Origin of the sequence: Azospirillum lipoferum 4B (assembly GCF_000283655.1) — a bacterium.
GTDB lineage: Bacteria > Pseudomonadota > Alphaproteobacteria > Azospirillales > Azospirillaceae > Azospirillum > Azospirillum lipoferum_C.
Window position 1 is genome coordinate 1,175,874 of record NC_016622.1, and the last position, 25,153, is coordinate 1,201,026.

Annotated in this window: 23 protein-coding genes, 2 tRNA genes and 1 riboswitch; of the genes, 17 read left to right on the top strand and 8 right to left on the bottom strand. The window is 65.6% G+C overall.

From position 1 onward, the window contains the following. Positions 1 to 12 precede the first annotated feature (12 nt). Positions 13 to 309: an ETC complex I subunit gene (locus AZOLI_RS05355; RefSeq protein WP_014247573.1), complete on the top strand. Its 297-nt coding sequence runs from the start codon at positions 13 to 15 to the stop codon at positions 307 to 309. Positions 310 to 339: 30 nt separating this feature from the next. Continuing rightward, positions 340 to 416: transfer RNA gene (locus AZOLI_RS05360), tRNA-Arg, on the top strand. Between the two features lie 500 nt (positions 417 to 916). On the opposite strand, the gene AZOLI_RS05365 is transcribed toward AZOLI_RS05360, so the two are convergent. The 4 genes from AZOLI_RS05365 to AZOLI_RS05380 form a co-directional block, all read right to left on the bottom strand. Next, positions 917 to 992, bottom strand: a tRNA-Lys gene (locus AZOLI_RS05365). Between the two features lie 140 nt (positions 993 to 1,132). Further along, positions 1,133 to 1,696 carry a pantetheine-phosphate adenylyltransferase gene (gene coaD, locus AZOLI_RS05370; protein WP_014247574.1) on the bottom strand — a complete coding sequence of 188 codons (564 nt, stop codon included), beginning with the start codon at positions 1,694 to 1,696 and terminating at the stop codon, positions 1,133 to 1,135. Between the two features lie 23 nt (positions 1,697 to 1,719). Further along, positions 1,720 to 4,545 carry a DNA gyrase subunit A gene (gyrA, locus tag AZOLI_RS05375; protein ID WP_014247575.1) on the bottom strand — a complete coding sequence of 942 codons (2,826 nt, stop codon included), beginning with the start codon at positions 4,543 to 4,545 and terminating at the stop codon, positions 1,720 to 1,722. A gap of 135 nt (positions 4,546 to 4,680) precedes the next feature. Next, on the bottom strand, positions 4,681 to 6,039 hold the full coding sequence (locus AZOLI_RS05380; RefSeq protein WP_014247576.1) for an MATE family efflux transporter: 1,359 nt from the start codon (positions 6,037 to 6,039) through the stop codon (positions 4,681 to 4,683). 274 nt (positions 6,040 to 6,313) lie between these two features. Here AZOLI_RS05380 and AZOLI_RS05385 point away from each other — a divergent pair, with 274 nt between their 5' ends. Together AZOLI_RS05385 and AZOLI_RS05390 are read left to right on the top strand one after the other, a co-directional pair. Further along, positions 6,314 to 6,499 (top strand): entericidin A/B family lipoprotein, encoded by a 186-nt coding sequence (locus tag AZOLI_RS05385; RefSeq protein WP_014247577.1) that lies wholly within the window; start codon positions 6,314 to 6,316, stop codon positions 6,497 to 6,499. A 41-nt stretch (positions 6,500 to 6,540) separates the two neighbouring features. Next, a complete protein-coding gene (locus AZOLI_RS05390) occupies positions 6,541 to 6,729 on the top strand; it encodes a hypothetical protein (protein ID WP_014247578.1) in 189 nt (62 codons plus the stop codon). Positions 6,730 to 6,756: 27 nt separating this feature from the next. Here AZOLI_RS05390 and AZOLI_RS05395 read toward each other — a convergent pair whose 3' ends face one another. After that, positions 6,757 to 7,563 carry an alpha/beta hydrolase gene (locus AZOLI_RS05395; protein WP_014247579.1) on the bottom strand — a complete coding sequence of 269 codons (807 nt, stop codon included), beginning with the start codon at positions 7,561 to 7,563 and terminating at the stop codon, positions 6,757 to 6,759. 192 nt (positions 7,564 to 7,755) lie between these two features. Between AZOLI_RS05395 and AZOLI_RS05400 the strand changes: the two genes are divergently transcribed. From AZOLI_RS05400 to AZOLI_RS05415, 4 genes are read left to right on the top strand one after another with little or no spacing between them, the layout of a single operon-like run. After that, positions 7,756 to 8,217 carry a cupin domain-containing protein gene (locus AZOLI_RS05400; RefSeq protein ID WP_014247580.1) on the top strand — a complete coding sequence of 154 codons (462 nt, stop codon included), beginning with the start codon at positions 7,756 to 7,758 and terminating at the stop codon, positions 8,215 to 8,217. 11 nt (positions 8,218 to 8,228) lie between these two features. Continuing rightward, positions 8,229 to 8,753, top strand: a complete 525-nt coding sequence (gene cobU / locus AZOLI_RS05405) for a bifunctional adenosylcobinamide kinase/adenosylcobinamide-phosphate guanylyltransferase (protein ID WP_014247581.1) — start codon at positions 8,229 to 8,231, stop codon at positions 8,751 to 8,753. Then, the gene (cobO, locus tag AZOLI_RS05410; RefSeq protein ID WP_014247582.1) at positions 8,750 to 9,373 is read left to right on the top strand and encodes a cob(I)yrinic acid a,c-diamide adenosyltransferase; all 624 of its coding nucleotides are present in this window, start codon (positions 8,750 to 8,752) and stop codon (positions 9,371 to 9,373) included. The genes cobU and cobO overlap by 4 nt, the downstream gene beginning before the upstream one ends. Positions 9,374 to 9,392: 19 nt before the next feature. Further along, positions 9,393 to 10,853: a cobyric acid synthase gene (locus AZOLI_RS05415; protein ID WP_014247583.1), complete on the top strand. Its 1,461-nt coding sequence runs from the start codon at positions 9,393 to 9,395 to the stop codon at positions 10,851 to 10,853. A 165-nt stretch (positions 10,854 to 11,018) separates the two neighbouring features. Here AZOLI_RS05415 and ispH read toward each other — a convergent pair whose 3' ends face one another. Then, positions 11,019 to 11,996, bottom strand: coding sequence for a 4-hydroxy-3-methylbut-2-enyl diphosphate reductase (ispH, locus tag AZOLI_RS05420; protein WP_014247584.1), 978 nt, complete (start codon positions 11,994 to 11,996; stop codon positions 11,019 to 11,021). A 213-nt stretch (positions 11,997 to 12,209) separates the two neighbouring features. On the opposite strand from ispH, the gene AZOLI_RS05425 reads away from it, so the two are divergent. The 6 genes from AZOLI_RS05425 to gcvPB all read left to right on the top strand — a co-directional run bounded on the left by AZOLI_RS05425 (position 12,210) and on the right by gcvPB (position 19,455). Continuing rightward, a complete protein-coding gene (locus AZOLI_RS05425; RefSeq protein WP_014247585.1) occupies positions 12,210 to 12,752 on the top strand; it encodes a lipoprotein in 543 nt (180 codons plus the stop codon). Positions 12,753 to 12,855: 103 nt separating this feature from the next. Then, on the top strand, positions 12,856 to 14,610 hold the full coding sequence (locus AZOLI_RS31000; protein WP_081505949.1) for an ATP-dependent nuclease: 1,755 nt from the start codon (positions 12,856 to 12,858) through the stop codon (positions 14,608 to 14,610). Between the two features lie 96 nt (positions 14,611 to 14,706). Then, a riboswitch (glycine riboswitch) is annotated at positions 14,707 to 14,822 on the top strand. Positions 14,823 to 14,991: 169 nt separating this feature from the next. Next, the gene (gcvT, locus tag AZOLI_RS05430; RefSeq protein ID WP_014247588.1) at positions 14,992 to 16,104 is read left to right on the top strand and encodes a glycine cleavage system aminomethyltransferase GcvT; all 1,113 of its coding nucleotides are present in this window, start codon (positions 14,992 to 14,994) and stop codon (positions 16,102 to 16,104) included. 51 nt (positions 16,105 to 16,155) lie between these two features. Further along, a complete protein-coding gene (gene gcvH / locus AZOLI_RS05435; protein ID WP_014247589.1) occupies positions 16,156 to 16,530 on the top strand; it encodes a glycine cleavage system protein GcvH in 375 nt (124 codons plus the stop codon). Between the two features lies 1 nt (position 16,531). Continuing rightward, the gene (gene gcvPA / locus AZOLI_RS05440; protein WP_014247590.1) at positions 16,532 to 17,887 is read left to right on the top strand and encodes an aminomethyl-transferring glycine dehydrogenase subunit GcvPA; all 1,356 of its coding nucleotides are present in this window, start codon (positions 16,532 to 16,534) and stop codon (positions 17,885 to 17,887) included. Continuing rightward, positions 17,884 to 19,455: an aminomethyl-transferring glycine dehydrogenase subunit GcvPB gene (gene gcvPB / locus AZOLI_RS05445; RefSeq protein WP_014247591.1), complete on the top strand. Its 1,572-nt coding sequence runs from the start codon at positions 17,884 to 17,886 to the stop codon at positions 19,453 to 19,455. Before gcvPA ends, gcvPB begins: the two co-directional genes overlap by 4 nt. A gap of 168 nt (positions 19,456 to 19,623) precedes the next feature. Here gcvPB and AZOLI_RS05450 read toward each other — a convergent pair whose 3' ends face one another. Then, on the bottom strand, positions 19,624 to 19,839 hold the full coding sequence (locus AZOLI_RS05450) for a hypothetical protein (protein WP_014247592.1): 216 nt from the start codon (positions 19,837 to 19,839) through the stop codon (positions 19,624 to 19,626). A gap of 187 nt (positions 19,840 to 20,026) precedes the next feature. Here AZOLI_RS05450 and AZOLI_RS05455 point away from each other — a divergent pair, with 187 nt between their 5' ends. The 3 genes from AZOLI_RS05455 (at position 20,027) to AZOLI_RS05465 (ending at position 24,339) form a co-directional block, all read left to right on the top strand. After that, positions 20,027 to 22,672: a glycosyltransferase gene (locus tag AZOLI_RS05455; protein ID WP_014247593.1), complete on the top strand. Its 2,646-nt coding sequence runs from the start codon at positions 20,027 to 20,029 to the stop codon at positions 22,670 to 22,672. A 198-nt stretch (positions 22,673 to 22,870) separates the two neighbouring features. After that, entirely contained in the window at positions 22,871 to 23,953 is a 1,083-nt protein-coding gene (locus AZOLI_RS05460; protein ID WP_014247594.1) for a phosphotransferase family protein, read from the top strand. Further along, positions 23,953 to 24,339 (top strand): DUF6285 domain-containing protein, encoded by a 387-nt coding sequence (locus AZOLI_RS05465; protein ID WP_014247595.1) that lies wholly within the window; start codon positions 23,953 to 23,955, stop codon positions 24,337 to 24,339. The genes AZOLI_RS05460 and AZOLI_RS05465 overlap by 1 nt, the downstream gene beginning before the upstream one ends. Before the next feature lie 410 nt (positions 24,340 to 24,749). Here AZOLI_RS05465 and AZOLI_RS32315 read toward each other — a convergent pair whose 3' ends face one another. Then, positions 24,750 to 25,064, bottom strand: coding sequence for a hypothetical protein (locus AZOLI_RS32315; protein ID WP_162487993.1), 315 nt, complete (start codon positions 25,062 to 25,064; stop codon positions 24,750 to 24,752). Positions 25,065 to 25,153 lie beyond the last annotated feature (89 nt).

Sequence of the window (25,153 nt, forward strand, 5' to 3'; positions counted from 1 at the left end):
GACGAGCGAGCCATGAATGTCCGGATCTATCAGCCGAGCAAGACGGCCATGCAGTCCGGCCGGGCCAAGACTCACCGTTGGATGCTGGATTACGAGATCGAGACGCCGCGCCGTCCGGAGCCGCTGATGGGCTGGACCAGCTCCGGCGACACGCTGAACCAGGTGCGCCTGTCCTTCGAGACCAAGGAAGAGGCCATCGCGTTCGCGGAGCGTGAGGGCTGGAACTACACCGTTCAGGAAGCCCCGGTTCGCCGCGTCCGTCCGCGCAACTACGCCGACAATTTCCGCACCGACCGCCCGCGCTTCTGATCGCGGCCGCCGACGCGGGATCCGGGATAAGGCCCCATAGCTCAGTTGGATAGAGCAGCCGCCTTCTAAGCGGCAGGTCGCTGGTTCGAATCCAGCTGGGGTCGCCATCTCGGCAAGCCAATGCAGAACAGGAAAAAGCCCCGCTCCGGCGGGGCTTTTTGCGTTGTCGCCATCGTTGAGCAGGGCAATTGCATTTGGAGTTCGTTCGCACGCAAAGCCCCTCTCCCCTTGCGGGGCGGGATCGGCCAAACGCCAACGGCGTTTTGCCGACCCGCGGGTTGGGGTGAGGGGACGCAACGCCGTCACTCGAGTTCCCAAATGCGATAGCCATGGCGGATCGAGGCTGGAGCGTACGCTACCGGCTGGTATGTCGTCAGACTGGCGTGTTCCCAAGCCGCCATATGCGTCCCGTAGAGCCGCTAGGAGCATTCGGCTGCCGCCGCCCACAATACCCTCGGAGCCCATCGACGGCGCTCCCAGACCCTTCGCCGGTGGCTGTGCCACGGCGTTCCGGTCAAGCGCCCGGCTTCGTGCCCCAAATGCTCCCCGGAACGCAAAAGGGGCCGCCGAAGCGACCCCTTGAGGAAGGCTAAAGCCTTGAATTGGTTGGTGATCCGGGTGGGATTCGAACCCACGGCCACATGATTAAAAGTCACGTGCTCTACCGACTGAGCTACCGGATCATCCAGCGCGAAGGTGGCGAACAGCCCCCCGCCGGAAGTGGGCGCACCATAGAAAGACGCGCTCCAAAGGTCAACCATGGGCTTGATGGAAAATGCAGGATTTTCTCTTCAAGGCCATGGCCGGCACATGACCGGAAAGGTCAGGTCTGGTTGGTCGTCGGGGTCGTGCCATTGCCGGCCTCGAACGCGAAGCGTTCGGCCAGCCGTTCCGCGACGCGGGGCGAGACGAAGTGGCGGATGTCGCCGCCCAGACGCCCGATCTCCTTCACGAAGCGGGAGGAGATGAACTGGTGCTTCTCCGACGACATCAGGAAGATCGTCTCGACCTTCGGATTCAGCCGCGCGTTCATGCCCGCCATCTGGAACTCGTATTCGAAGTCCGAGACGGCGCGCAGGCCGCGGATGATGACTCTGGCGTTCATCTCGATGGCGAAATGCATCAGCAGATTGTCGAACGCCCGCACCTCGATGCTGGCCCCGCCGGCGTTCAGCGCGGCCACGTCCTCGCGAACCATGGCGACCCGCTCGTCCGTGGAGTAGAGCGGCCCTTTGCCGGCATTCCGGGCGACGCCGATGATCAGGTGGTCGACCTGACGGGCGGCGCGCTGGATGATGTCCATGTGACCGTTGGTGATCGGATCGAAGGTGCCGGGATAGACACCGATTCGACGACCCTGGCTGGTCTCGGTCTGGCTGGTCGCCATAAGTTCCCCTTTAGGCCCGTCCGTTATTCGTTCGGCCCGGCGGTACCGCCGGCATCGCCGACCGACCCGTCCGAACCGTTGGCGTCACCGCCGGTCTCAACGCCAGTCTCAACGCCGGTGTCGACACCGGTCTCCCCGGCGCCGTTCTCGCCCACACCATTCTCGCCGTCTTCCTCGGCGATGGTGGCGACGGAAACCACGCGCTCGTCCGCCCCTACGCGGAACAGCGTGACACCCAGCGTCTTCCGGCCGGCCACCCGCACGTCGTGCAGCGGCATGCGGATCACCTGGCCGCCGTTGGTCACCATCATCACCTGATGGTTCGATTCGACGGGGAAGGCGGCGACGATGGACCCGTTGCGCTCGCCCATCTCCATGTTCCAGATGCCCTGGCCCCCGCGACCGGCGATGCGGTACTCGTAGGACGAGCTGCGCTTGCCATAGCCGCGGTCGGAGACGGTCAGAATATACTGTTCCTTTTGTTTCAGTTCTTCGTACCGCTCCTGCGTCAGGGTGACGCTGTCCGCCGGCACCTCATCGGCTTCCGGCGCGGCCTCGCCCTCCATCTCCAGCCCTTCGTCGCGCTTCATCTTGAAGAAGGCGGCACGTTCCTCGGGCGTGGCGTCGACATGGGTCAGGATCGACAGCGACACCACCTCGTCCCCGTCGGCCAGCTTGATGCCGCGCACACCGGTGGAGGTGCGGCCGGCGAAGACGCGCACGTCGTCGACCGGGAAGCGGATGCACTTGCCGCCGCGGGTCGCCAGCAGCACGTCGTCGGCCTCCGAGCAGGTGTGGACGCCGATCAGCCGCTCGCCTTCCTCTTCCAGCTTCATGGCGATCAGGCCGTTGGAGCGGATGTTGGCGAAGTCCGACATGCGGTTGCGGCGCACATTGCCCTTAGACGTGGCGAAGACGACGTGCAGATCGGCCCAGACGGCCTCGTCCTCCGGCAACGGCAGGACGGTGGTGATGGTTTCCCCGTCGATCAGCGGCAGCAGGTTGACGAAGGCCTTGCCGCGCGCCTGCGGGTTGCCCAGCGGCAGGCGGTAGACCTTCAGCTTGTAGACCATGCCGCGGTTCGAGAAGAGCAGCAGCGGCGTGTGGGTGTTGGCGACGAACAGGTCGCTGACCGCGTCCTCCGCCTTCATCGACATGCCGGCGCGGCCCTTGCCGCCGCGCTTCTGCGCCCGGTAGGTCGACAGCGGCACCCGCTTCACATAGCCGGACTGGCTGACGGTGACGACCATGTCCTCGCGCTGGATCAGGTCCTCGATGTCGGCCTCGAACTCCAGATCCTGGATTTCGGTGCGGCGCGGGTTGCCGAACCGCTCCTTCATCTCCACCAGCTCGTCGCGCAGGATCCCCATCAGCTTCGGCCGGTTGGCGAGCGTGGCGAGGAAATCGGCGATCTGGTCGGTGACGTCGGTCAGCTCGGCGCCGATCTTGTCGCGCTCCAGCCCGGTCAGGCGGTGCAGACGCAGGTCGAGGATGGCGCGGGCCTGGACTTCCGACAGGCGGTAGGTGCCCTGTTCGCTGACGCCGCGGCCGGGCTCGTCGATCAGCTCGATCAGCGGACCGACGTCGTGAACCGGCCATTCGCGGTTCATCATTTCTTCGCGCGCCCAGACCGGATCGGGGGCGCTGCGGATCAGCTCGATCATTGCGTCCAGGTTGGCGACGGCGACCGCCAGACCGACCAAGGTGTGCGCCCGCTCGCGGGCCTTGCCCAGCAGGAACTCGGTCCGGCGGGTGATGACCTGCTCGCGGAAGCGGATGAAGGCGGCGATGATCTGCTGGAGATGCATCAGCTCCGGACGGCCGCCGTTCAGCGCCAGCATGTTGACGCCGAAGGAGGTCTGGAGCTGGGTGTGGCGGAACAGCTGCGCCAGCACCACGTCGGGAACCGCGTCTCGCTTCAGCTCGATCACCACGCGCACGCCGTCGCGGTCGGACTCGTCACGCAGATCGGAGATGCCCTCGATGATCTTGTCGTTCACGACCTCGCCGATGCGTTCCATCAGCTTGGCCTTGTTGACCTGATAGGGGATCTCGGTCGCGACGATGGCGGTGCGGTCCTTGCGCACCTCCTCGAAATGGGTCTTGGCACGCAGGATGATCGAACCGCGCCCGGTCTGCAGCGCCGCCCGGCTGCCCGACCGGCCCAGGATCAGGCCGCCCGTCGGGAAATCGGGGCCGGGTACATGCTCCATCAGCTCTTCGAGCGTGATTTCGGGATTGTCGATATAGGCGCAGCAGGCGTCGATCACCTCGCCCAGATTGTGGGTCGGGATGTTGGTCGCCATGCCGACGGCGATGCCGCCGGCGCCGTTCACCAGCAGGTTCGGGAAGCGCGCCGGGACGACGGTGGGCTCGCGGCCCGAATCGTCGTAGCTGGCCTGGAAGTCGATGGTGTCCTTGTCGATGTCGTCCAGCAGCGCTTCCGCCGCCTTGGCAAGCCGCGCCTCGGTGTAGCGCATGGCCGCCGGCGGGTCGCCGTCCATCGAACCGAAATTGCCCTGTCCGTCGATCAGCGGCAGGCGCATGGAGAAGTCCTGCGCCATGCGGACCATGGCGTCGTAGATCGCGCTGTCGCCGTGCGGGTGGTATTTACCCATCACGTCGCCGACGATGCGCGCCGACTTCTTATAGGGCTTGGTCGAATCGTACCCGCCCTCCTTCATCGCATAGAGGATGCGCCGGTGCACCGGCTTCAGCCCGTCGCGGACGTCGGGCAGGGCACGGCTCACGATCACGCTCATCGCGTAGTCGAGATACGATTTCCGCATCTCGTCTTCGATGTTGATCGGCGCGATGTCGGAGGCGGGAGGAAGGGGCGTGTTGCTCAAGCGGACACTCATTTTTCCAAGGTGCCGCCGCTTGCGGATCCGCGGCAGTCACTGGCCTTGCGGGCCGAAAGTTTTGCCCAGGAAATATAGCAACTCTCGCAATTGCACACAATGATTCGGGGCCGGAAAGCCGGTTCAGCGCCGGCTCAGACGCGCGAATCGCAGTGAGAGGATCGTCACGGACACCAGGCTGGCGATCAGGATTCCCTCGAAAAGCCCATGGGCGCCGTGGCCGAGACCGAAAACCAGGAAGGCCGACACCGGAATCATCACCACCGCGTAGGAGAAGAAATGCAGCGCGGTCGGGACCCAGGCGTCATGCCGGCCGCGCAGTGCGTTCGCCATCACCGTCTGGCCGCCGTCGGCGATCAGGATCCAGGCGGCGAAGGCGATCAGCGGCACCACCGCCTCCAGCAGCTCCGGATCGTTGGTGTAGATGGCGCCCAGCGCCTCGGGCAGGCTGCGGTAGAGGATGCCGACGCAGGCCAGGATGGCGCTGGTGACGCCCAGCCCGGTCCAGCCCGCCAGCGCCATGTCGCTGCGGTCGCCGCGGCCAAAGGCCACGCCCACCCGCACCGCCGTCGCCGATGCCAGCCCGACCGCCGCCATGAAGGGCAGGGCGGTCAGGTTCAGGCCCACCGTGTAGGCGGCCAGCGCCAGCGGAGAGATCATGCCGGCGAACAGGCCGAGTGCGGCGAAGGCGCCGCTTTCCACCCCAATGCTGAGCCCGGCGGCATAGCCGAGATGGCGCTGGCGCGCAGCACCGCTCCACCAGTCCGACACCGGCAGGCGGACCTGCCAGCGGTCATGGTCGCGCATCCACCAGACATAGGCGACCAGCCCCAACCCCATGCCCCAGCGCACGATGGTGGTCGCCCAGGCCGACCCGACTGCGCCCAGCGGCTCCAGCCCGACATGCCCCCAGACAAGCGCCCAGGCCAGCGCGGCGTTGACGATGTTGCCGATCACCATGGCGACCATGCCCGGCAGCGGCCGCTTGATGCCCTCCAGGAAGAAGCCGGTGGTGATGTACAGCATCATGCCGGGTGCGCCGAGCCCCAGCACCGCCAGCACATGGGCGCCGCCCGCCGCCATGTCCGGCGTCTGGCCGCCCGCCTGGAACAGCGGATCCCCCGGCAGCGAGACCAGAGCGAACAGCACGCCCAGCAGCAGCGCGTAGGGAATGGACCGGCGCCATGCCCGCCCGCACTCCGCATCGTTGCCGGCGCCGAAGGCGTGGGCGGCGATCATCACCGTGCCCATCAGCAGCCCGACGCCGGTGCCGACCATGATGTTGCCCGGCAGATGGGCCAGCCCGTAATAGGCCAGCTCCTGCGCCGAATAGCGGCCGACGATGGCAGTGTCGACCGCCATCATCACCATCAGCCCGGCGCGGGAGACGATGACCGGCGCCGCCAGCCGCAGCAGCTCGCCGATATGGGCGGCGAGGCGCGCGCGCAACGGCTCGGGCGTGGGCAGGGTGGCGGTGCTCATGACGGGACCTGTGTCGGCATTGGGGGATGCGGCCTTCGCCGCGCCGCCGGACCGTACCGGCTGGCCGGAAAGCGGGCAGGCTGCGCAAAAGCCGGTCATCTTGCCCGGTGGACGTACCGCGTCAAGACTTTCGGGCGCCTCGAAAGGACCGTTGCGTTCCCTGCATGGCCGGAGGGGCAGTTGCGGAACCAAGCCGCCGCCGCCCCGTTGTCAGAAACAGAGACGAACGACGCCCGGACAGCCACTCATCCCCCCTTCACACCGGAGAGACGCCATGCACCACGCCAAGAACCGCCGGCAGCGCGCCACTGCCCGCGCCATCCCGTTCCCCGCGCGTGAAGTGGTGATCCTGACCTTCCTGATGGCGCTGGCAGCCATGCTGACCGGTTGCAACACGGTGGAAGGCGCCGGACAGGACGTGCAGTCCGGCGGCCGGGCGATCGAACGAACCGCCGATTGAGGCGTTATCCGAAGACGATTCCCGCCCCAGGAGTGTTTCGAATGAGCGAACCGCAGAAGCCGTCCACCCCCGGCGAGATTCCGCCGCCGTCCAACCCGAACCCGCCGCAGCCCGACCGCCCGACCACGCCCGACCCCTATCCGGTGCCCGACAACCCCGGCATCCTGCCGGAAGTCCCGCCGCCGGCCGACGAACCGATGCCGGGCATGCCGAACCCGACGACCGCGTGACGGTAGCGAGGGGGCGCATTCGCCCCCTCAACCCACCTCCGCCATCGCCTCCGCCGAGACCCATTGCTCGACCCGCTCGGCGGCCGACTGCCAGTCCTGTTCCAGCATCATTGCGTGCCCCATCCCCGGCATGAAGACCGGATGGGTGTTCAGCGCCATCGCGGTTGCGATCACTTCCGCGCGCGGGAACAGCAGATCCTCCTCCGCACCCATCACCATCACCGGCGTGTCGCGCGGCGGCAGCACGGGGAAGGGGATCCAGCCGCCGATGTCCAGCAGGACCCGGCGCGATTCCTCCTGCAGAAAGGCCTCGTACCTGGCGGCCTCATCGCGCGGCATCTTGTCGGAGAACATCGCCCGGCGGATTGCGTCCGGATCGATGGCCTTCTCGCCGAAGGTGGTCAGCATCGCCATCTGCTGGAACACATAAGGCGACCTCCAGGCCAACCCCATGGTGGAGGACCACAGGCCATAGGGCGGGGCTGACGCCATCAGCACGCCGCCGGCAAAGCGGCGCTTGGCCAACGCGCGCTGCACCACCATGCCGCCCATGGAATGGCCGATCAGCACCGGCGGCGACGACAGGCCGTCCGCCGCCTGCAGCACGTCGTCCACATAATCGGCGATGCCGAACTCATGCAGACGGTCGCGCCCCTCGCTGTTGCCATGGCCGCGCAGGGAGACGGCATGCGCCTCCCACCCGCGCGCGGCGAACCAGGGCAGGAACTTGGCATCCCAGATCCAGGCGCCGCTGAAGGCACCGTGAACGAACAGGAGCGGCGGCGCCTTCGGCGTACCGGCGGGACGGCGGCTGATGATTTCCAGGCTGGACATCGGATCGCGGTTCCTGATTTTGCGTTGCAACAAGCATGGCGGGCCAGAGGGTGCCTGTCCAGCCGCGGCCCCCTCAACCCTGATCCGCAGCCCCGATCCGCAGCCCCGATCCGTCTGGGGACTTGCACAGTTTGACGGCGCCGGTTCGGTTTGCGACAGTCCGGACCCGCAAAGCCAATCCGGAGACCGCCCGTGTCGAATCCGCCGGTCATCGATCCTGCCGCCCTGACCGCCGACACCGGCGCCACCGACTATCCGCAGCCCTTCCGGGCGCAGGTGGCCGGGCGGCACCGGGTTGCGCTGGGCGATCCGCTGGGGCTGACCAATTTCGGCGTCAACCTGACCCGGCTGGCTCCCGGTGCGTCATCCGCCCTGCGCCACTGGCACAGCCGCCAGGACGAATTCGTCTTTGTGGTGGACGGCGAGCTGACCCTGGTCACCGACGCGGGCGAGACCCTGCTGACCGCCGGCATGTGCGCCGGTTTCCCGCATGGCGTCGCCGACGGCCACCGCCTGATCAACCGCAGCAGCCGGCCGGCCAGCTACCTGGAGGTCGGCGACCGCAGCGGCGGCGACGAGGTCAGCTATTCCGACGAGGACATGGTCTGGCGCGACGGCGCCTATCGCCACCGCGACGGGACGCCCTGGGAATGACTGCAGGGGGAATGAATGCGGACCTGACCCTGGTTCTCGGCGGCGCCCGCTCCGGCAAGAGCCGCTATGCCGAAGGGCTGGTGACTGCGCTGGTCGGTCCGCGTGTCTACATCGCCACCTCGCAAATCTGGGACGCGGAGATGGCGGAGCGGGTGGCGAAGCACCGCGACGACCGCGGCCCCGACTGGACGACGGTGGAGGAGCCGCGCGACCTGACCGGCGCGCTCCGCCGCCACGCTGCCGACGGCACCGGCGTGCTGGTCGATTGCCTGACCCTGTGGCTGACCAACCTGATGATGGCGGAGGCCGACATCGCGGCGGAGACCGCGGCGCTGGTGGAGCTTCTGCCGACGCTGCCCGGCCGGGTGGTCCTGGTTTCCAACGAGGTCGGGCTCGGCATCGTTCCCGACAATGCGCTGGCGCGCCGCTTCCGCGACCATGCCGGCCGCCTGCACCAATCCATTGCGGCCGTTGCGCCGCGCGTCGTGCTGACCGTCGCCGGTTTGCCGATGTTCGTGAAGGGAACCCCCGCATGACCGACAACACGGTCGATACCGACGAACTGAACCGCCGCCATGCCGAAAAGATGAAGCGGCGCAAGGCGTTGCAGGAGCGGGCGCTCGCCTCCAAGACGGTGGAGAAGGGCCTGCTGATGGTCCACACCGGCAAGGGCAAGGGCAAGTCGACCGCGGCCTTCGGCCTGATGATGCGGGCCGTCGGCCATGGCATGCGGGTGGGCATGGTGCAGTTCGTCAAGGGCGCCTGGTCCACCGGCGAAACGGTGGCGCTGGAGCGCTTCGAGGATCTGGTCGATTTCCACACGATGGGCGAGGGCTTCACCTGGGATACCCAGGACCGCGCCCGCGACATCGCCGCCGCCGAGGCCGCCTGGGCCAAGGCCAAGGAGTTGATGGCCGACCCGCGCTATCGCCTGATCGTGCTGGACGAGCTGAACATCGTGCTGCGCATGGATTATCTGCCGCTGGAGGAGGTGCTGGCGACGCTGGCCGCCCGCCGGCCGGACCTGCATGTCTGCATCACCGGCCGCAACGCCAAGCCGGATCTGATCGCCGCCGCCGACCTCGTCACCGAGATGACGCTGGTCAAGCACCCGTTCGAGGCCGGGGTGAAGGCCCAGGCCGGCATCGAGTTCTAAGGCCATGCCGTTGAAGGCTATGCAGTCTCGCGCGATCATGCTGCAGGGCACCGGCTCCGACGTCGGCAAGTCTCTGCTGGTGGCCGGACTGTGCCGTGCGCTGGTGCGGCGCGGGCTGACCGTCCGGCCGTTCAAGCCGCAGAACATGTCCAACAACGCCGCGGTGACGGCGGACGGCGGCGAGATCGGCCGCGCCCAGGCGCTCCAGGCGCGGGCCTGCGGCGTGGCGCCCAGCGTCCACATGAACCCGGTGCTGCTGAAGCCGCAGTCGGACATCGGCAGCCAGATTGTGGTGCGCGGCGTGGTGGTAGGCACCGCACGCGCCGCCGACTATCAGGCGCGCAAGCGCGAACTGCTGGGCACCGTCCTGGACAGCTTCGAGCGGCTCAAGGCCGAGGCCGACATCGTGGTGGTGGAGGGTGCCGGCAGCCCGGCCGAGGTCAATCTGCGGGCCGGCGACATCGCCAACATGGGCTTTGCCACCGCCGCCGACGTGCCGGTTCTCCTGGTCGGCGACATCGACCGCGGCGGCGTGATCGCCAGTCTGGTCGGCACCCACGCACTTCTACCGAAATCTGAGCAGGAGCGTATCAAGGGCTTTCTTATCAACAAGTTCCGCGGCGATGTTCGCCTGTTCGATGAAGGGCTGCGGATCATCGAAAGCCACACCGGCTGGCGCGGATTCGGCGTGGTGCCCTGGCTGAAGGAGGCGGCGACCCTGCCGGCGGAGGATGCGGTCGCGCTCGACCGGCCACGGGCTGCGGGTGACGGAGCATTGCGGATCGCGGTGCCGATGCTGTCGCGGATCGCCAATTTCGACGACTTCGACCCGCTGGCGCAGGAGCCCGGCGTCGCCCTGACCATGGTGCGTCCGGGCCAGCCGCTGCCGGGAGACGCCGATCTGGTGATCCTGCCCGGCACCAAGGCGACGATTGCCGACCTTGCCTTCCTGCGGGCGCAGGGCTGGGACATCGACCTGCTGGCCCATTGGCGGCGCGGGGGGCGGGTGCTGGGGATCTGCGGCGGCTATCAAATGCTGGGGCGGCGCATCGCCGATCCCGACGGCATCGAAGGCCAGCCGGGCGAGGCCGCCGGGCTCGGTCTGCTGGATGTCGAGACGGTGCTGAAGGGTCCGAAGGTGCTGGAGGAAGCCCGCGGGCGGGAGCGCCGCACCGGCGCGGCGGTGGCGGGGTACGAGATGCACATGGGCCGCACCGACGGGCCGGACCGGGCGCGGTCGATGCTGGAGCTTGCCGATGGCGCGACGGACGGCGCGGAGTCGGCGGACGGCCGGGTCGCCGGCTGCTACCTGCACGGGCTGTTCGGCGCGGACGGCTTCCGTGCGGCCTATTTGCGGGGAATGGGCAGCGGGTCCGAACTGGCTTATGGGGTGGCTGTGGAGCGGGCGCTGGATGCGGTCGCGGATCGGCTGGAGAGTGTGGTGGATGTGGAGGGGTTGCTGGCGGTCGCGGAGGGGTGAGGTATCGGTGCTGATGCCCCCTCCCTAACCCTCCCCCGCCTTTGGCGGGAGAGGGAACTCCGCCGCATATTTGTAAACGTCACCTGTCAAGCATCCTACCCCCTCTACCGCCGAAGGCGGGGGAGGGATGGGGAGGGGGCAACAACCAAAATGGCGCCTCTCCCCTCAAACCGTCTCCCGCTCCACCGATAACGCGCGCGGCAGCTTGAAGACGATGTTCTCGGTCGCGGTGCGCAGTTCCTCCACCGTCACGTCGAATCGCGCGCGTGCCGCCTCGATGACTTCCTCCACCAGCACTTCCGGTGCCGACGCGCCGGCGGTGATGCCGAGCCGGGAGACACCGGCCAGCGCGTTCCAGTCGATCTCGGCGGCGCGCTGGACCAGCTGGGCGGCCGGGCAGCCGTGGATCTTCGCCACCTCCACCAGCCGCTTGGAGTTGGAGGAGTTCGGCGCGCCGAGAACCAGCAGCGCGTCCACCTTCGGCGCGATGGCCTTCACCGCCGCCTGACGGTTGGTGGTGGCGTAGCAGATGTCCTCCTTCTTCGGACCGGCGATGGCGGGGAAGCGGGCCTGGAGCGCGGCCAGGATCTCCGTCGTCTCATCCACCGACAGCGTGGTCTGGGTGGCGTAGGCGAGGTTCTCAGGATCACGGACCTCCAGCGTCGCCACGTCGGCCACCGTCTCCACCAGCACGACGGCACCGTCGGGCAGCTGACCCATGGTGCCGATCACCTCCGGATGTCCGGCATGGCCGATCAGGACGATCTGGCGACCGTCCTCGAAATGGCGTTCGGCCTCGCGGTGGACCTTGCTGACCAGCGGGCAGGTGGCGTCGAGATAGAACAGGCCGCGCGCCTCCGCCGCCTGCGGCACCGATTTCGGCACGCCATGGGCGGAGAACACCACCGGGCGGCCATCCGGCACCTCGGTCAGTTCGTCGACGAAGACGGCGCCCTTGGCTTCCAGGCTTTCGACCACGAATCGGTTGTGGACGATCTCGTGCCGGACATAGACCGGCGCCCCGAAGCGGTCCAATGCGGTCTCGACGATCTGGATCGCCCGGTCCACGCCGGCGCAAAAGCCGCGCGGTGCGGCCAGCAGGATCGTCAAGGGCTGGAGTGCCGGGGAATTGGTGGTGGTCATATGCGCTGTTCCGCCCTTGCGTGGAAGACGTGCCCTAAGGTGGCCCTGTGCCGAACCGTCGCAAGGGATAGAACCGCCGCGCGGTCTTGTGCCGGTCAAGCTGGGACACTAAAGTCGCGATCCAACAGCCCGTTAACCGATCAGGCCGAACCGATGGACCGCCGCGACCGTAAACTAGGAACCCCCGCCCGGAAAAGCCCGCTGGCGTCCCTGATGCGTAAGAGCCGCCCTGCGCTGCTCGCCGCCGGGGCCGTTGCGGTGCTGTCCGGCTGTTCCGGCATGGGCCTTGGACCGAACGACGCGGCGGAAGCGGCGCTGGCCTGCCCCAAGGTCAACATCGTCCGCGACCTCCAGGAGGTCGCGGTCTTCCGCCCCGGCGGCAAGGATCTGACCGATCTGGAATCGCGCGCGGCGCTGGTCGACTACACCGGCAACTGCGAATACACCAGCAGCGGCGTCACGGTGAACGTGAACGTCTTCCTGGTGGCCGAGCGCGGCCCGGCCCTGCAGGGCAACACCGCCAAGTACCAGTATTTCGTGGCGCTGGCCCAGCCGGACGACACGCTGGTGTCGAAGGCCTATTTCGACACCGACGTGACCTTCGTCACCGGCCAGCCGCGCGCCGGCACCAGGGAAGAGCTGGCCCCGAAGATTCCGCTGCCCAAGGATGGCAACGCCAAGGACTGGAAGATCTATCTCGGTTTCCAGCTGACGCCGGAACAGCTGGAGTTCAACCGGACGCAGGTGAAGAAGTAAGAATCTGCGATAAATTATTGATGGCTTCACGTGCATGTGTTGAAAATGTTAGGAGCGTGAAGCCATCAATGATGCGAACCGCAGCTATTCCGAGAATGTTTCCATGATTAACTTTCTGAAAGTAACAAATTTTCGCCAGTTTCAGAGCTTCTCTGTCAAGCTAAAAAAAGGAAATATTCTGGTCGGCCCGAATAACGCTGGTAAATCTTCTTTGTTAGATGCTTTCAGGATACTTGAAGCATGCTTGCGTTATGCAAAGACAAAAAATCCAGAGGCTATTGATGTGTATGGCCATGGAGTTTTCCGGGGTTATCGCCTCCCTGAAACAACTATTCCAGTAAAATTGGCGAATATAACGCGAGATTATAGCGACGAAGATGCTATCCTAGAATTTCGAACCTCAAATGGAGTGGATATATATATTCGTCTTCACCACAGCAAGCGAGCCACATTTTATATCGATGCCCCTGGCTTCAAGACCCATACGAGCAAGAGTTTTAGAGAGGCTTGCGCAATTGATTTCGTCATAGTTCCAACTCTTTCCCCGCTGGAAATGGAGGAAAGGTTTGTTGAAGACGAAACAATACGTAGAAATGAGGGCACCCGCACCTCCAGTAGGCATCTTAGGAACGTTTGGTATAGGAAAAGAGATGAAGAATTTAGTCAATTCCGAAAAGATGTATCTGATGCATGGCCAGGAATTTCTATTTCGAAACCTGAAATTGGGAACTCCATTCCCAGAATAGTTGATATGTACTATAGTGAAAACAGAGTTGAGCGTGAAGTTAGTTGTGCGGGATTTGGTTTTCAGGTCTGGTTGCAAATACTCACCCATCTGACCAGAGGGCTTCCTGGGGCGACGCTCATCATTGATGAACCTGACATATATCTTCATCCAGATCTGCAAAAAAGGTTGCTAAAGACCATTTCGGAACGATATGAGCAATTTATTATGGCTACTCATTCTGTCGAAATAATAAATGATGCAGATGTTTCAGATATAGTGTCTATAAGTAAGAATTATAGATCAGGAAAACGAATAAGCACAGATGAAGATTATATTAAGCTCCATCGCTATATTGGGTCATCGGAGAATACTGATTTTGCTCGATTAGCTCGATCAAAGAAGGTTATTTTCGTTGAGGGTAAAGATGGAAAATTAATCAGAAAGCTGGCAAAGAAAATTGGGTTAGTTAATCTATCTGATGAGCAGAATACGCCTATTATTCAGCTGGGTGGCTTTTCGCAATGGCGTCGTGCCGCTGATGCAATCTGGGCCTTCCGCAACGTTTTATCACTTGAAATCGAAGCCTTCTGTTTATTTGATCGAGACTATCGCTGTAAAGAAGAGGTTTCTGAATTTGTCAACGATCTTGAGGGGCGCGGAATATCCTGTGAAGTCTTGGTGGGAAAAGAAATCGAAAATCATATCTTAATTGAGAACGCTTTGTTGAGAGCTATTCGAAAGCGCGTGACCCAACGGGGTGGTGAGGCCGAATCTCTAGACGAGAAAATTTTACGTTCTATCATTATAGAAATCTCCTCTGATATGGAAGAGAGCGTGAGGGCCAATAGAGCTAAACACTACACAGATTACTTTGAAAAGAGAGAGCCAGGCGTTGATCGTTCTTCAATACTGCTAAGGCATGGAAAATTATTTTCCGGAGATTGGAAAAAATACAGTGAAAAGATTTTGATGCTGCCGGGAAAGGAAATGCTGTCAAGAATAAATGAAAAAATTCAATCTCAATTACAGGTGAGTCTCACCGAATCTATGATAATTGACGCAATTAACGTTGACGAGATTGACCCTGATTTTTTGCGAATATTACAGAGGCTCGATGCTTTTTGCTTGTAGAATACCTGTACTATGGGGCACCGACCATCTCGCCGTCGCCGAACCCCCCAATTGACAAACCTGTCTATTCGCGACAGTGTGCCGCCATCACGCCGATGATCCCTCGCGGGAGAGATCGTCCGGGAGCTTGTCGCAAATCGGCAGGTTCGCGGGCGGCGCCGAAGGAGCAACCGCCCCCGGAAACTCTCAGGCAAAAGGACCGCAAGGGGATAAGGCAACTCTGGAAAGCAGCCTCGGCGCCCAGTCGCCGCGACTCACCGAAGGAGTAAACCGGGTGCCCGGCTCGACCGGGCGGCGGTGAATCTCTCAGGTCCAAGACAGAGGGGGCAGCTTCCTGCGCCGATCCCGGCGTGGGCGCTAGAACCCTGTCGGAGGACCCGCGTGACCGAGGCCGCAACCGCTCTCAAGACCACTCCGCTGCACGCGCTCCATGTCGAGCTTGGCGCCCGCATGGTGCCCTTCGCCGGCTATGACATGCCGGTGCAGTATCCGCTGGGCATCCTGAAGGAGCACCAGCACACCCGCGAGAAGGCCGGGCTGTTCGACGTGTCCCACATGGGCCAGGTCCGCCTGACCGGTGACGATCCCGCCGCCGCCCTGGAAACGCTGGTCCCCGGCGACATCAAGGGGCTGGCGCAGGGCCGCATGCGCTACACGCTGTTCCTGAACGAGCAGGGCGGCATCCTCGACGACCTGATGGTGACCAATGCCGGCGACCATTTGTTCCTGGTGGTGAACGCCGCCTGCAAGGAGCAGGATGTCGCCCATCTGCGCGAGAAACTGGCCGGCAAGGCCGAGGTGGAGCTGCTTGACGATCTGGCGCTGATGGCGCTCCAGGGTCCGATGGCGGCCGAGGTGATGGCCCGCTTCGTGCCGGAAGCCGCCACCATGAAGTTCATGAGCTACCTGTCCGCCACCTTCAAGGGTGTGCCGGTGATCCTGACCCGCTCCGGCTACACCGGCGAGGATGGCTACGAGATCTCCTGCGACAAGGCCGATGCGGAGATGATCGCCCGCGCGCTGCTGGCGGAATCCGAAGTCGAGGCGATCGGGCTGGGTGCGCGCGACTCGCTGCGGCTGGAGGCCGGGCTCTGCCTCTACGGCCACGACATCGACACCACCACGACGCCGGTCGAAGGCGCGCTGGAATGGACGCTGCCGAAGCGCCGCCGCGCCGAGGGCGGTTTCCCCGGCTACGACATCATCCACCGGCAACTGACCGAGGGCGCCACGCGCCGCCGCGTCGGCATCCAGCCGGAAGGCCGCCAGCCGGCCCGCGAGCACACGGAAATCCAGGACGCCAACGGCACCCGTATCGGCGAGATCACCAGCGGCGGCTTCGGCCCGACCGCCGGTGCGCCGGTCGCCATGGGCTATGTCGACATCGCGAACTCCGCGGTGGGCACGCCGCTGACGCTGGTGGTGCGCGGCAAGCCGCTGCCCGCCCGCGTCGCCGCCACGCCCTTCGTGCCGCAACGCTATTACCGGGGCTGACGCCTCGGATCCCCGACCACAAGCAACCGTGTTGAACAGGGAATCCTTCAGATGACCAAGAAATTCACCAAGGACCACGAGTGGGTTCAGGTCGACGGCGACGTCGCCACCGTCGGCGTCACCGATTTCGCCCAGAGCCAGCTGGGCGACGTGGTGTTCGTCGAGCTGCCCGAGCCCGGCCGCGAGCTGGAGCAGGGCAAGGAAGCCGCCGTCGTCGAATCGGTGAAGGCTGCCAGCGACGTCTACGCCCCGGTCTCCGGCACCGTCATCGAGGCCAACCAGGCCCTGGTTGACGACCCGTCGATGGTCAACAGCGCCGCCGAGGGTGAGGGCTGGTTCTTCAAGATCCAGTTGAAGGACGCCTCCGAACTCGATGGTCTGATGGACGAATCGGCCTACAATGCCTTCGTGGAGGAATCCCACTAACATGCGTTACCTGCCCCTGACCGAGGCCGACCGGCAGTCCATGCTGGAGGCCGTCCGCGCAACATCGGTCGAAGACCTGTTCCGCGATGTTCCAAAGTCGGCCCGGCTGGCCGGCCCGATCGGGGGCTTGCCCAACCACATGGGCGAGCTTGAGGTCGAACGGCTGCTGGGTTCCATGGCGGCCAGGAATATGCCGGCGGGGAGCGTGCCGAGCTTCCTCGGTGCCGGTGCCTACCGCCACCATGTGCCGGCCACCGTCGACCATCTGGTCCAGCGCGGCGAATTCCTGACCGCCTACACGCCGTACCAGCCGGAAGTGAGCCAGGGCACGCTGCAGGTCCTGTTCGAATTCCAGACCCAGGTCGCGCTGCTGACCGGCATGGATGTGGCCAACGCCTCGATGTATGACGGCGCCACCTCCTGCGCCGAGGCGGTGATGATGGCCAACCGCGTCACCCGGCGGAAGAAGGCGATCCTGTCCGGCGGTCTGCACCCGCATTACCGCGACGTGACCACCACCGACGCCCGCTTCATCGGGTTCGAGGCTGTCGCCCTGCCGGCCGCCCCGACCGGCGGCGAGGATCTGCTGGCGCTGGTCGACGACAAGACGTCCTGCGTCGTCGTGCAGAACCCCGACGTGTTCGGCCATGTCCGCGACTACACCGACCTCGCCGCCGCCTGCCAGGCCAAGGGCGCGCTGCTGATCGTCGTGGTGACGGAGGCGCTGTCTCTCGGGCTGCTGACCCCGCCGGGCGACATGGGCGCCGACATCGTCGCGGCTGAAGGCCAGTCCTTCGGCAACGCGCTGAACTTCGGCGGTCCCTATGTCGGGCTGTTCGCGGTGAAGGACAAATATGTCCGCCAGATGCCGGGCCGCCTGTGCGGCGAGACGGTGGACGCCGACGGCCGCCGCGGCTTCGTGCTGACGCTCTCTACCCGCGAGCAGCACATCCGCCGCGAGAAGGCGACCTCGAACATCTGCACCAACTCCGGCCTGTGCGCGCTGGCCTTCTCGATCCATGTCAGCCTGCTGGGCGAGGCCGGGATCACGCAGCTGGCCCAGCTGAACCACGCCAAGGCCGTCCAGATGGCCGACAAGCTGGCGGCGGTTCCGGGTGTCGAGGTGCTGAACGACGGCTTCTTCAACGAGTTCACCGTGAAGCTGCCGAAGCCCGCCGCCGCGGTGGTCGAGGAACTGGCCAAGCGCCGCATCCTGGGCGGCGTGCCGGTGTCGCGCCTCTATCCGGGCGAGATGGCCCAAGGAATGGAGAATCTGCTGCTGGTCGCCGTCACCGAGACCAACACCGACGCCGACATGGACGCCTTCGCGGCTGCGCTGAGTGAGGTTCTGGCATGAGCATGAACAACCAGGGCCGTCCGTCGGCCATCCCTGCGAACTCGGGCGCTTTCGACGGCGTGACCGGCACCGTCACCGGCAACCGCGGCCTGCAGATCGAAGAACCGCTGATCTTCGAACAGGACAGCGCCGGCCGCACCGGTGTCGACCTGCCGGACGTGCCGAAGGTGGCCTCGCGCCTGGGGGCGGTGAAGCCGCGCGCCAAGGTCGGGCTGCCCGGCCTCGCCGAGCCGCAGGTGGTCCGCCACTACACCCGGCTGTCGCAGAAGAACTACGCCATCGACAGCGGGTTCTATCCGCTGGGTTCCTGCACGATGAAGCACAACCCGCGCCTGAACGAGAAGATGGCGCGGCTGCCGGGCTTCTCCGACGTGCATCCGATGCAGCCGGTCAGCACGGTGCAGGGTGCGCTGGAACTGATGGACCAGCTGGCATACTGGCTGAAGACGCTGACCGGCATGGCCGCCGTGACGCTGGCGCCCGCCGCCGGTGCCCATGGCGAGATGTGCGGCATCATGGCGATCCGCGCCGCGCATGAGGCCAAGGGCGACAGCGGCCGCACCAAGATCCTGGTGCCGGAAAGCGCCCACGGAACCAACCCGGCGACCGCCGCCGCCTGCGGCTACAGCGTCGACGCCATCCCGGCGACCGCCGACGGCCGTGTCGATCTGGAGGCGCTGAAGGCCAAGCTCGGCCCCGACGTGGCCGGCCTGATGCTGACCAACCCCAACACCTGCGGCCTGTTCGAACGCGACATCGTCGCCATCGCCGAGGCGGTGCATGAGGCAGGCGGCTATTTCTACTGCGACGGCGCCAACTTCAACGCCATCGTCGGGCGGGTGCGTCCGGCCGATCTCGGCATCGACGTCATGCACATCAACCTGCACAAGACCTTCTCCACCCCGCATGGCGGCGGCGGTCCGGGGTCGGGGCCGGTGGTGTTCGCGGAGTCGCTGGCGCCCTACATCCCGGTGCCTTATGTGACGCATGGCAAGGACGGCTTCGCGCTGGTGGAGACTGCCGGCGACGGGCTGGCCTTCGGCCGCATGAAGGCCTTCCACGGCCAGATGGGCATGTTCGTCCGCGCCCTGTCCTACATGCTCAGCCATGGCGCCGACGGGCTGTGGCAGGCGTCGGGTGACGCGGTGCTGAACGCCAACTACGTCATGGCGCGGCTGGAGGACGTGATGACCGCCTCCTTCGAAGGGCCGTGCATGCACGAGTGCCTGTTCGACGACCGTTTCCTGAAGGGGACGGGGGTCACCACGCTCGACATGGCGAAGGCGCTGATCGACGAGGGCTTCCACCCGATGACCATGTATTTCCCGCTGGTCGTCCACGGTGCCCTGCTGATCGAGCCGACCGAGACGGAAAGCAAGGCCAGCCTCGACCAGTTCGTCGACGCTCTGCGCGCGCTGGCCGAGCGGGCGAAGTCGGGCGACGTGGCTTACTTCCAGGCCGCTCCGCGCCTGACCCCGCGCCGTCGCCTCGACGAGACCGCGGCGGCCCGCAAGCCGGTCCTGCGCTGGACCCCGCCGGTCGTGGCGGAGGCTCTGGCGGCGGAGTAAACACGCCCTCTCCCGTCCCGGGAGAGGGAAGGGGCCCGCGAAGCGGGAAGGGTGAGGGGTAATTCAAGCAACCAAGTGCCGGGTCCTTGGATCACCCCTCACCCTCCCCACGCCTTCGGCGCGGGTCCCCTCCCTCTCCCGGGGCGGGAGAGGGACCCCCCCACAGCGTCACTTGTCGGTCTTGTCCACGTACTTGTCGGCCTTCTTCTGATCCTCGGCGGCCTCGCGGGACATTTCCTCGCCGATCTTGGGATCGATGCTCTTGGCTTCCTCGATCAGGTCGCGGGCCTTGCGGGCGTCGCCGTCGGCGGCCTTGTCCAGGGCCTGCTCGGCCAGATCGTGGGCCTTCTTGTGTTCCGGGCTGTCTTCGTGGCGGGTTGCCATGGGAAATTCTCCTGAACTGGGCTGTGTCTGAAAGGGTCGTTGTCCAACAGATCCCATCCGGCCAGGTTCCGGCCCCCGCAGCGCACAAAATTTTTTCGAAGATCATGGAATAGGGAAGTCGCTCTGTCCGTTTGTGCTGACGTCCGGTGGCGAACGGCCACCCTGCAACAGGGCACGCGAACTCCCCATGAGCAACCCGAAGAACTCGATCCGGCGCGCAGCCATCGCCGCCGCACTGCTGGCCGTGACCGCCGGCCACGCGTCCTTCTGGTCCTGGCGCAATGCGCCGACGCCGGTGGAGGCGGAGCCCGGACGTATCGAATCCGTGTCCTACTCGCCCTCGGGCCGCAGCTACGATCCCAACGATCAGCCGGTGGTGCCGCGCAAGGAGATCGAGAAGGACATGGCCGCCATCGTCGGCTTCGCCGATGGCGTCCGTACCTACTCCACGCTGGGCTCGCAGGGCGAAGTCCCGGAAATCGCGGTGTCCAAGGGCCTGGACGTGACGCTCGGCATCTGGCTGAGCAAGGACAAGTCCCGGAATGAGCGCGAGATCCTGCACGGCATCGCTCTCGCCAAGGAATTCCGCGGTATCAAGCGCATCGTCGTCGGCAACGAGACGCTGCTGCGCGCCGAACTGACCGATGCCGAACTCGCCGCCTACATCAAGCGCGTGCGCGCCGCCGTCCCCGCCAGCATCAAGGTCGGCACCGCCGACGTGTGGTCGGAGATGATCAAGGCCGACGCCACGGTGAAGGCGTCCGACTTCATGGGCGTCCACGTCCTGCCCTACTGGGAAGGCGTGCCGGTTTCCGATGCGCTGACCTGGATCCGCGACCGTCTGGACACCGTGCGCAAATCGCACCCGGGCAAGCCCCTGTTCGTCGGCGAGGTCGGCTGGCCGTCGGGCGGCGAGAACTTCCACGACGCCTACCCGACGCCGGAGGCCCAGGCCGCCGTTGTCCGTGGGTTCGCGGCGGAAGCCAACGCGCTCGGCATCCATTACAACGTCGTCGAGGCTTTCGACGGCATCTGGAAGTCGACCATCGAAGGCTCGCCCGGCCCGACCTGGGGCGTGCTGGATGCCGACCGACAGCCGAAATGGGCGATGACCGGCGCGGTCGCCGCCCCCTATGGCGAGCGGGTCGGCGCGGGCGTAGCCCTGGCCGTCGGCCTTGCCCTGTCGGCCTTCGCCGTGTTCCGCCGCCGGACCAATGCCGGCTTTGCGCTGGCCGCCTCGATGGGCGCCAACATCATCGGCTTCGCCATCGGCTCGGCGGTCGCCGGTGCCTTCGCCGAGTACCTGACCTTCGGTGCGGTCACCACCTGGGGCTCCGCCTTCGCGCTGGGCACCCTGATGATGAGCGTCGCCTTCGCCGATCTGGTCGACGTCGCCCGCCGTCTGCTGACCGGCCGCGCCCCGGCGCTGCTGCCGCATGCCGTGCCCAACATCGACCACAAGCCGATGGTCTCCATCCACGTCGCCGCCTGCCGCGAGCAGCCGGACGTGCTGAACGCCACGCTGGCCTCGCTGTCGCGGCTGGACTACCCGAATTATGAGGTCGTCGTCCTCATCAACAACACCGAGGAGGAGCATCTCGTCCGCCCGGTGGAGGAGATGTGCCGGGCGCTCGGGTCCAAGTTCAAGTTCCACTGGTACAAGAAGATCTCCGGCTTCAAGGCCGGCGCACTGAACGCCGCGCTGCGCCACACCGACCCGGCCGCCGAAATCGTCGCCGTGCTGGACGCCGACTACACCGTGTCGCCCGACTGGCTGTCGAAGCTGGCCCCGAGCTTCGCCGATCCGTCGGTCGGCATCGTCCAGGCCCCGCAGGAACACCGCGACGGCCACGAGACGGCTCTGAAGGCCGCCATGACCGCCGAGTATCGCCCCTTCTTCGATGTAGGCATGCAGGAGGGCGTGTCGTCCCAGGCCTTCATCTGCCATGGCACGATGATCATGCTGCGCCGGTCGGCGATGGATCGGGTCGGCGGCTGGTCGGAAGCCGGCATCTGCGAGGACACCGAGCTGGGCCTGCGCATCCTGTCGGCCGGCTACCGCGCCGCCTACACCGACGAACGGCTGGGCGCCGGTCTGGCTCCGGACAACTTCATGCAGTTCCGCAAGCAGCGTGACCGCTGGGTTTTCGGCTCGACCCAGATCGTCCGCGCCCATTGGAAGAAGTTCCTGCCGGGTTCGGCCGAGCTGAGCGCGCGGCAGAAGCTGGGCTACGTCACCAACTGGATCCGCTGGTGGTCCGACGCCGTCGGCCTGTTCGCCGCCGCTGCGGCCGTGGTCTGGACCTTTGCCTCGCTGGTTCTGCCGCTGCATCTGCCGCCGGTGGCCGCAACCGCCGCCGTCCTGGGCGCCCTGGTCCTGCGTGCCGCCTCCAGCCTGCTGGCCTCGCGCTATGCCTCCGGCAACAGTTGGAAGGAGAGCCTGGGTGCCTGCGCCGTCGGCATGGCGCTGTCCACCACCGTGGCGCTGGCCGTCGTCCGTGGCCTGTTCCGCAAGCACGATGCGTTCCGGGTGACCGCCAAGGGCGGCAAGCGCACCGCCGGCCGCTTCTGCGCCAAGCCCGAGGCCTGGCTGTCCGCTGCCCTGGTCGCCGCGTCCGCCACCGCCGCGCTGGCCAACCCGCTGGGCACCCTGTCGTTGGAATTGTGGTCGATGCTGCTCGCCGCCATGGCGGTGCCGAACCTGATGGCGGTTGCTTTCGGCATCGGTGACATGCTGCCGGTCCGCGAGACCAGACCGACACCGGTCCCAGCCACCCAGCGGGCCACCCCGGCCAGCCAGGAGCAGGGAGCAAATCGGCCGATCGCGGCGTAAGTTCTCGTCACCTTATGCAAGAAGCGGCCCCTTTCCCGCCAGCCCGGCGGGGGAGGGGCCGACTTTTTTGGAGGTGGAATCGCTTTTCTCACCAAGGTGAAACTTGTCCGCAACAGCGCTTCGTGCCTACCATCTGCGGCTCGAACCGACAAGAACGCGCGAGCCAACGCGCCCGGCAACCTTCGGAGGGAGAACGCCATGCATGTCGTTACCGCGTCCGACCGATCCCCGCCTTCGCTGCTGTCCGATGACAACCTTGCCCGTCTGGAAAACTGGCTGGCTGCGCAGGCCGGTGCATCCCGCGTCACGGTGACGGAGGATGGACGGCTCGGCGGCGGCGCGATCTCCCTGAACCTCGCGGTGACGCTGGACATCGACGGCGGAGCGCTGGCCGGGCGCCATGCCTGTGTGCTGCGGGCCGAAGGCGGTGGGCGCATCTCCGCCAGCATCGGCAAGCTGCGGGAGTTCGTGGTGCTGCGCGCCGCCTTCGCGGCTGGTGTGATGGCGCCGGAACCGCTGTTCGCCTGCGACGATCCCGCCATATTGGGCCATGATTTCTACATCATGTGCCGGGCCGAGGGGCTGGGCGCCGGCCATGCGGTGACGCGGTCGGAGGCAGCGCAGCCTGAATTGGCGCGCGAGCTTGGCCGGCAGCTTGGTCTGCTGCACCGGATCACGCCGGACGCCGAGGGGCTCGACCGGCTGGGTGAGGCGCCGGAATGCCCGGCACAGGCAACCCTGGCGCAGTTCCGCCGCTGGTTCGGCGACCTGGGGCGCCGCGATCCGGTGATCGCCTGGGGGCTGCGCTGGATGGAGGTCAATGCGCCGCTGCCGGGGGCCGTGGTGCTGTGCCACCGCGACTTCCGCACCGGCAACTATCTGGTCAAGGACGGCGCGCTGACCGCGATCCTGGATTGGGAGTTCGCCGGATTCAGCGATCCGATGGAGGATCTGGGCTGGTTCTGCGCCCGCTCCTGGCGCTTCCGCCGGCCGGACCGCGAAGCCGGCGGCATCGCCGACCGGGCGGACTTCTACGCCGGGTACGAGGAGACCTCCGGCCGCCGTGTCGATCCGGCGCGCGTCGCCTATTGGGAGACGGCGGCCTACCTGCGCTGGGCCGCCATCGCAGTGGAGCAGGGGCTTCGCCACAGTTCCGGCGATGAACCTTCGCTGGAATTGGCCTTGACCGGACGGATGCTGCCGGAAATCGAGATGGACATGCTGCGCCATCTCCGCTCCATCAACGGGACGGCGTCGGGCTTCGTGGAGAGGGTGGCCTGATGCGCGCCAATCCCGACGCCCGCGGCCTGCTGCAGATCGCCGCCTCCACCTTCCGGGCTGACGTGCTTCCCCATGTCGCTCCCGAAGCGCGCTACGCCGCCCTGATGGTCGCCAACGCGCTTGAGATCGCCGAGCGAGAGTTGAAGGGGTTGGATACCGCCGGCCATTCGATGCTGGGAGCGCTCGCCCTGCTCTATGGTGAGGACGCCGACGACGCTCTGTCCGGCGACGACCTGCGCAAGCGGGTGGAGGCACTGCAGCACCGCCTGTGCATCGAGATCGCCGCCGGCGACTTCGATCACGATGGCCAGGAGGTGCTGATGGACTCGCTGGAGGCCATCGTCCAGGCGCGGCTGGGAATTTCCAACCCGAAGGCACTGGGCTAGCCTGCGGCAGTCGCTCCCCCGCCCAGCGGCTATGCGATGCACAGATCTTGGAGTGACATTAAGTCTCTGGAACCAAAGGAACTTTGCGTCATCCCCGCGAAGGCGCATAGGCGCTAACTTTGAGGACTTTGCCCGTTTCCCAAGGGGGCGGCACTTCTTTCAGCGTCATCCCCGCGAAGGCGGGGATCCAGGCTTGCCCATTGGTTCTGCTTGGAAAACCCTGGATCCCCGCCTTCGCGGGGATGACGGTCGAATAAGTGCCGTGATTGCAGTGCCTTAATGGCCCGTGAGTTGTGTGCCTCCCGTTGCGCCCAGCGGGGGAGGTCAGGTGGAGGAAAAGTCCGCTACTCTGTGCCATCGCCGGGATGATGGCCTGGAACCATGGCTGTCCTGGGATTTTCGTCCTCGACTTATCGACCCGACGGAGACGTGATAGAAAAAAGCGACTTGGATTCCCTCATGGAGGCTCGCTGCATGTCCTGTCGTTGCTGGTCTGCAAAGGGCGATTCCATGGTCTTCAGGTCGCCGGATGCAACAGTGAACGGTGCCGCGAAATCTGTTTCATCCGGTTTCAAACGTTCCATTCGTCGTCGTGCCAGTACCCGTCCGAACCGATATTCGCCCGTTCTGCCCGGCAGCGCAGATGCTCCCGTGATCGCCGGTTCGCCGGATGCAACAGTGAACGGTGCCGCGAAACCTGTTTCATCCGGTTTCAAACGTTCCATTCATCCTCCCGCCGGCACCCGTCCGAACCGCTATCGATCGGTCCCGCCCGTCAGCGTGGGGCTCGACAGACGGGTGGGAGGCGGCCATA

What these genes read in the sequence shown, in the direction of transcription:
- AZOLI_RS05355 (WP_014247573.1), top strand. Translation starts at nt 13, where the DNA reads ATGAATGTCCGGATCTATCAGCCGAGCAAGACGGCCATGCAGTCCGGC.
- coaD (WP_014247574.1), bottom strand. Translation starts at nt 1,696, where the DNA reads ATGGCGACCAGCCAGACCGAGACCAGCCAGGGTCGTCGAATCGGTGTC.
- AZOLI_RS05380 (WP_014247576.1), bottom strand. Translation starts at nt 6,039, where the DNA reads ATGAGCACCGCCACCCTGCCCACGCCCGAGCCGTTGCGCGCGCGCCTC.
- AZOLI_RS05385 (WP_014247577.1), top strand. Translation starts at nt 6,314, where the DNA reads ATGCACCACGCCAAGAACCGCCGGCAGCGCGCCACTGCCCGCGCCATC.
- AZOLI_RS05390 (WP_014247578.1), top strand. Translation starts at nt 6,541, where the DNA reads ATGAGCGAACCGCAGAAGCCGTCCACCCCCGGCGAGATTCCGCCGCCG.
- AZOLI_RS05395 (WP_014247579.1), bottom strand. Translation starts at nt 7,563, where the DNA reads ATGTCCAGCCTGGAAATCATCAGCCGCCGTCCCGCCGGTACGCCGAAG.
- cobU (WP_014247581.1), top strand. Translation starts at nt 8,229, where the DNA reads ATGAATGCGGACCTGACCCTGGTTCTCGGCGGCGCCCGCTCCGGCAAG.
- cobO (WP_014247582.1), top strand. Translation starts at nt 8,750, where the DNA reads ATGACCGACAACACGGTCGATACCGACGAACTGAACCGCCGCCATGCC.
- AZOLI_RS05415 (WP_014247583.1), top strand. Translation starts at nt 9,393, where the DNA reads ATGCAGTCTCGCGCGATCATGCTGCAGGGCACCGGCTCCGACGTCGGC.
- ispH (WP_014247584.1), bottom strand. Translation starts at nt 11,996, where the DNA reads ATGACCACCACCAATTCCCCGGCACTCCAGCCCTTGACGATCCTGCTG.
- AZOLI_RS05425 (WP_014247585.1), top strand. Translation starts at nt 12,210, where the DNA reads ATGCGTAAGAGCCGCCCTGCGCTGCTCGCCGCCGGGGCCGTTGCGGTG.
- AZOLI_RS31000 (WP_081505949.1), top strand. Translation starts at nt 12,856, where the DNA reads ATGATTAACTTTCTGAAAGTAACAAATTTTCGCCAGTTTCAGAGCTTC.
- gcvH (WP_014247589.1), top strand. Translation starts at nt 16,156, where the DNA reads ATGACCAAGAAATTCACCAAGGACCACGAGTGGGTTCAGGTCGACGGC.
- gcvPA (WP_014247590.1), top strand. Translation starts at nt 16,532, where the DNA reads ATGCGTTACCTGCCCCTGACCGAGGCCGACCGGCAGTCCATGCTGGAG.
- gcvPB (WP_014247591.1), top strand. Translation starts at nt 17,884, where the DNA reads ATGAGCATGAACAACCAGGGCCGTCCGTCGGCCATCCCTGCGAACTCG.
- AZOLI_RS05450 (WP_014247592.1), bottom strand. Translation starts at nt 19,839, where the DNA reads ATGGCAACCCGCCACGAAGACAGCCCGGAACACAAGAAGGCCCACGAT.
- AZOLI_RS05455 (WP_014247593.1), top strand. Translation starts at nt 20,027, where the DNA reads ATGAGCAACCCGAAGAACTCGATCCGGCGCGCAGCCATCGCCGCCGCA.
- AZOLI_RS05460 (WP_014247594.1), top strand. Translation starts at nt 22,871, where the DNA reads ATGCATGTCGTTACCGCGTCCGACCGATCCCCGCCTTCGCTGCTGTCC.
- AZOLI_RS05465 (WP_014247595.1), top strand. Translation starts at nt 23,953, where the DNA reads ATGCGCGCCAATCCCGACGCCCGCGGCCTGCTGCAGATCGCCGCCTCC.
- AZOLI_RS32315 (WP_162487993.1), bottom strand. Translation starts at nt 25,064, where the DNA reads ATGGAACGTTTGAAACCGGATGAAACAGGTTTCGCGGCACCGTTCACT.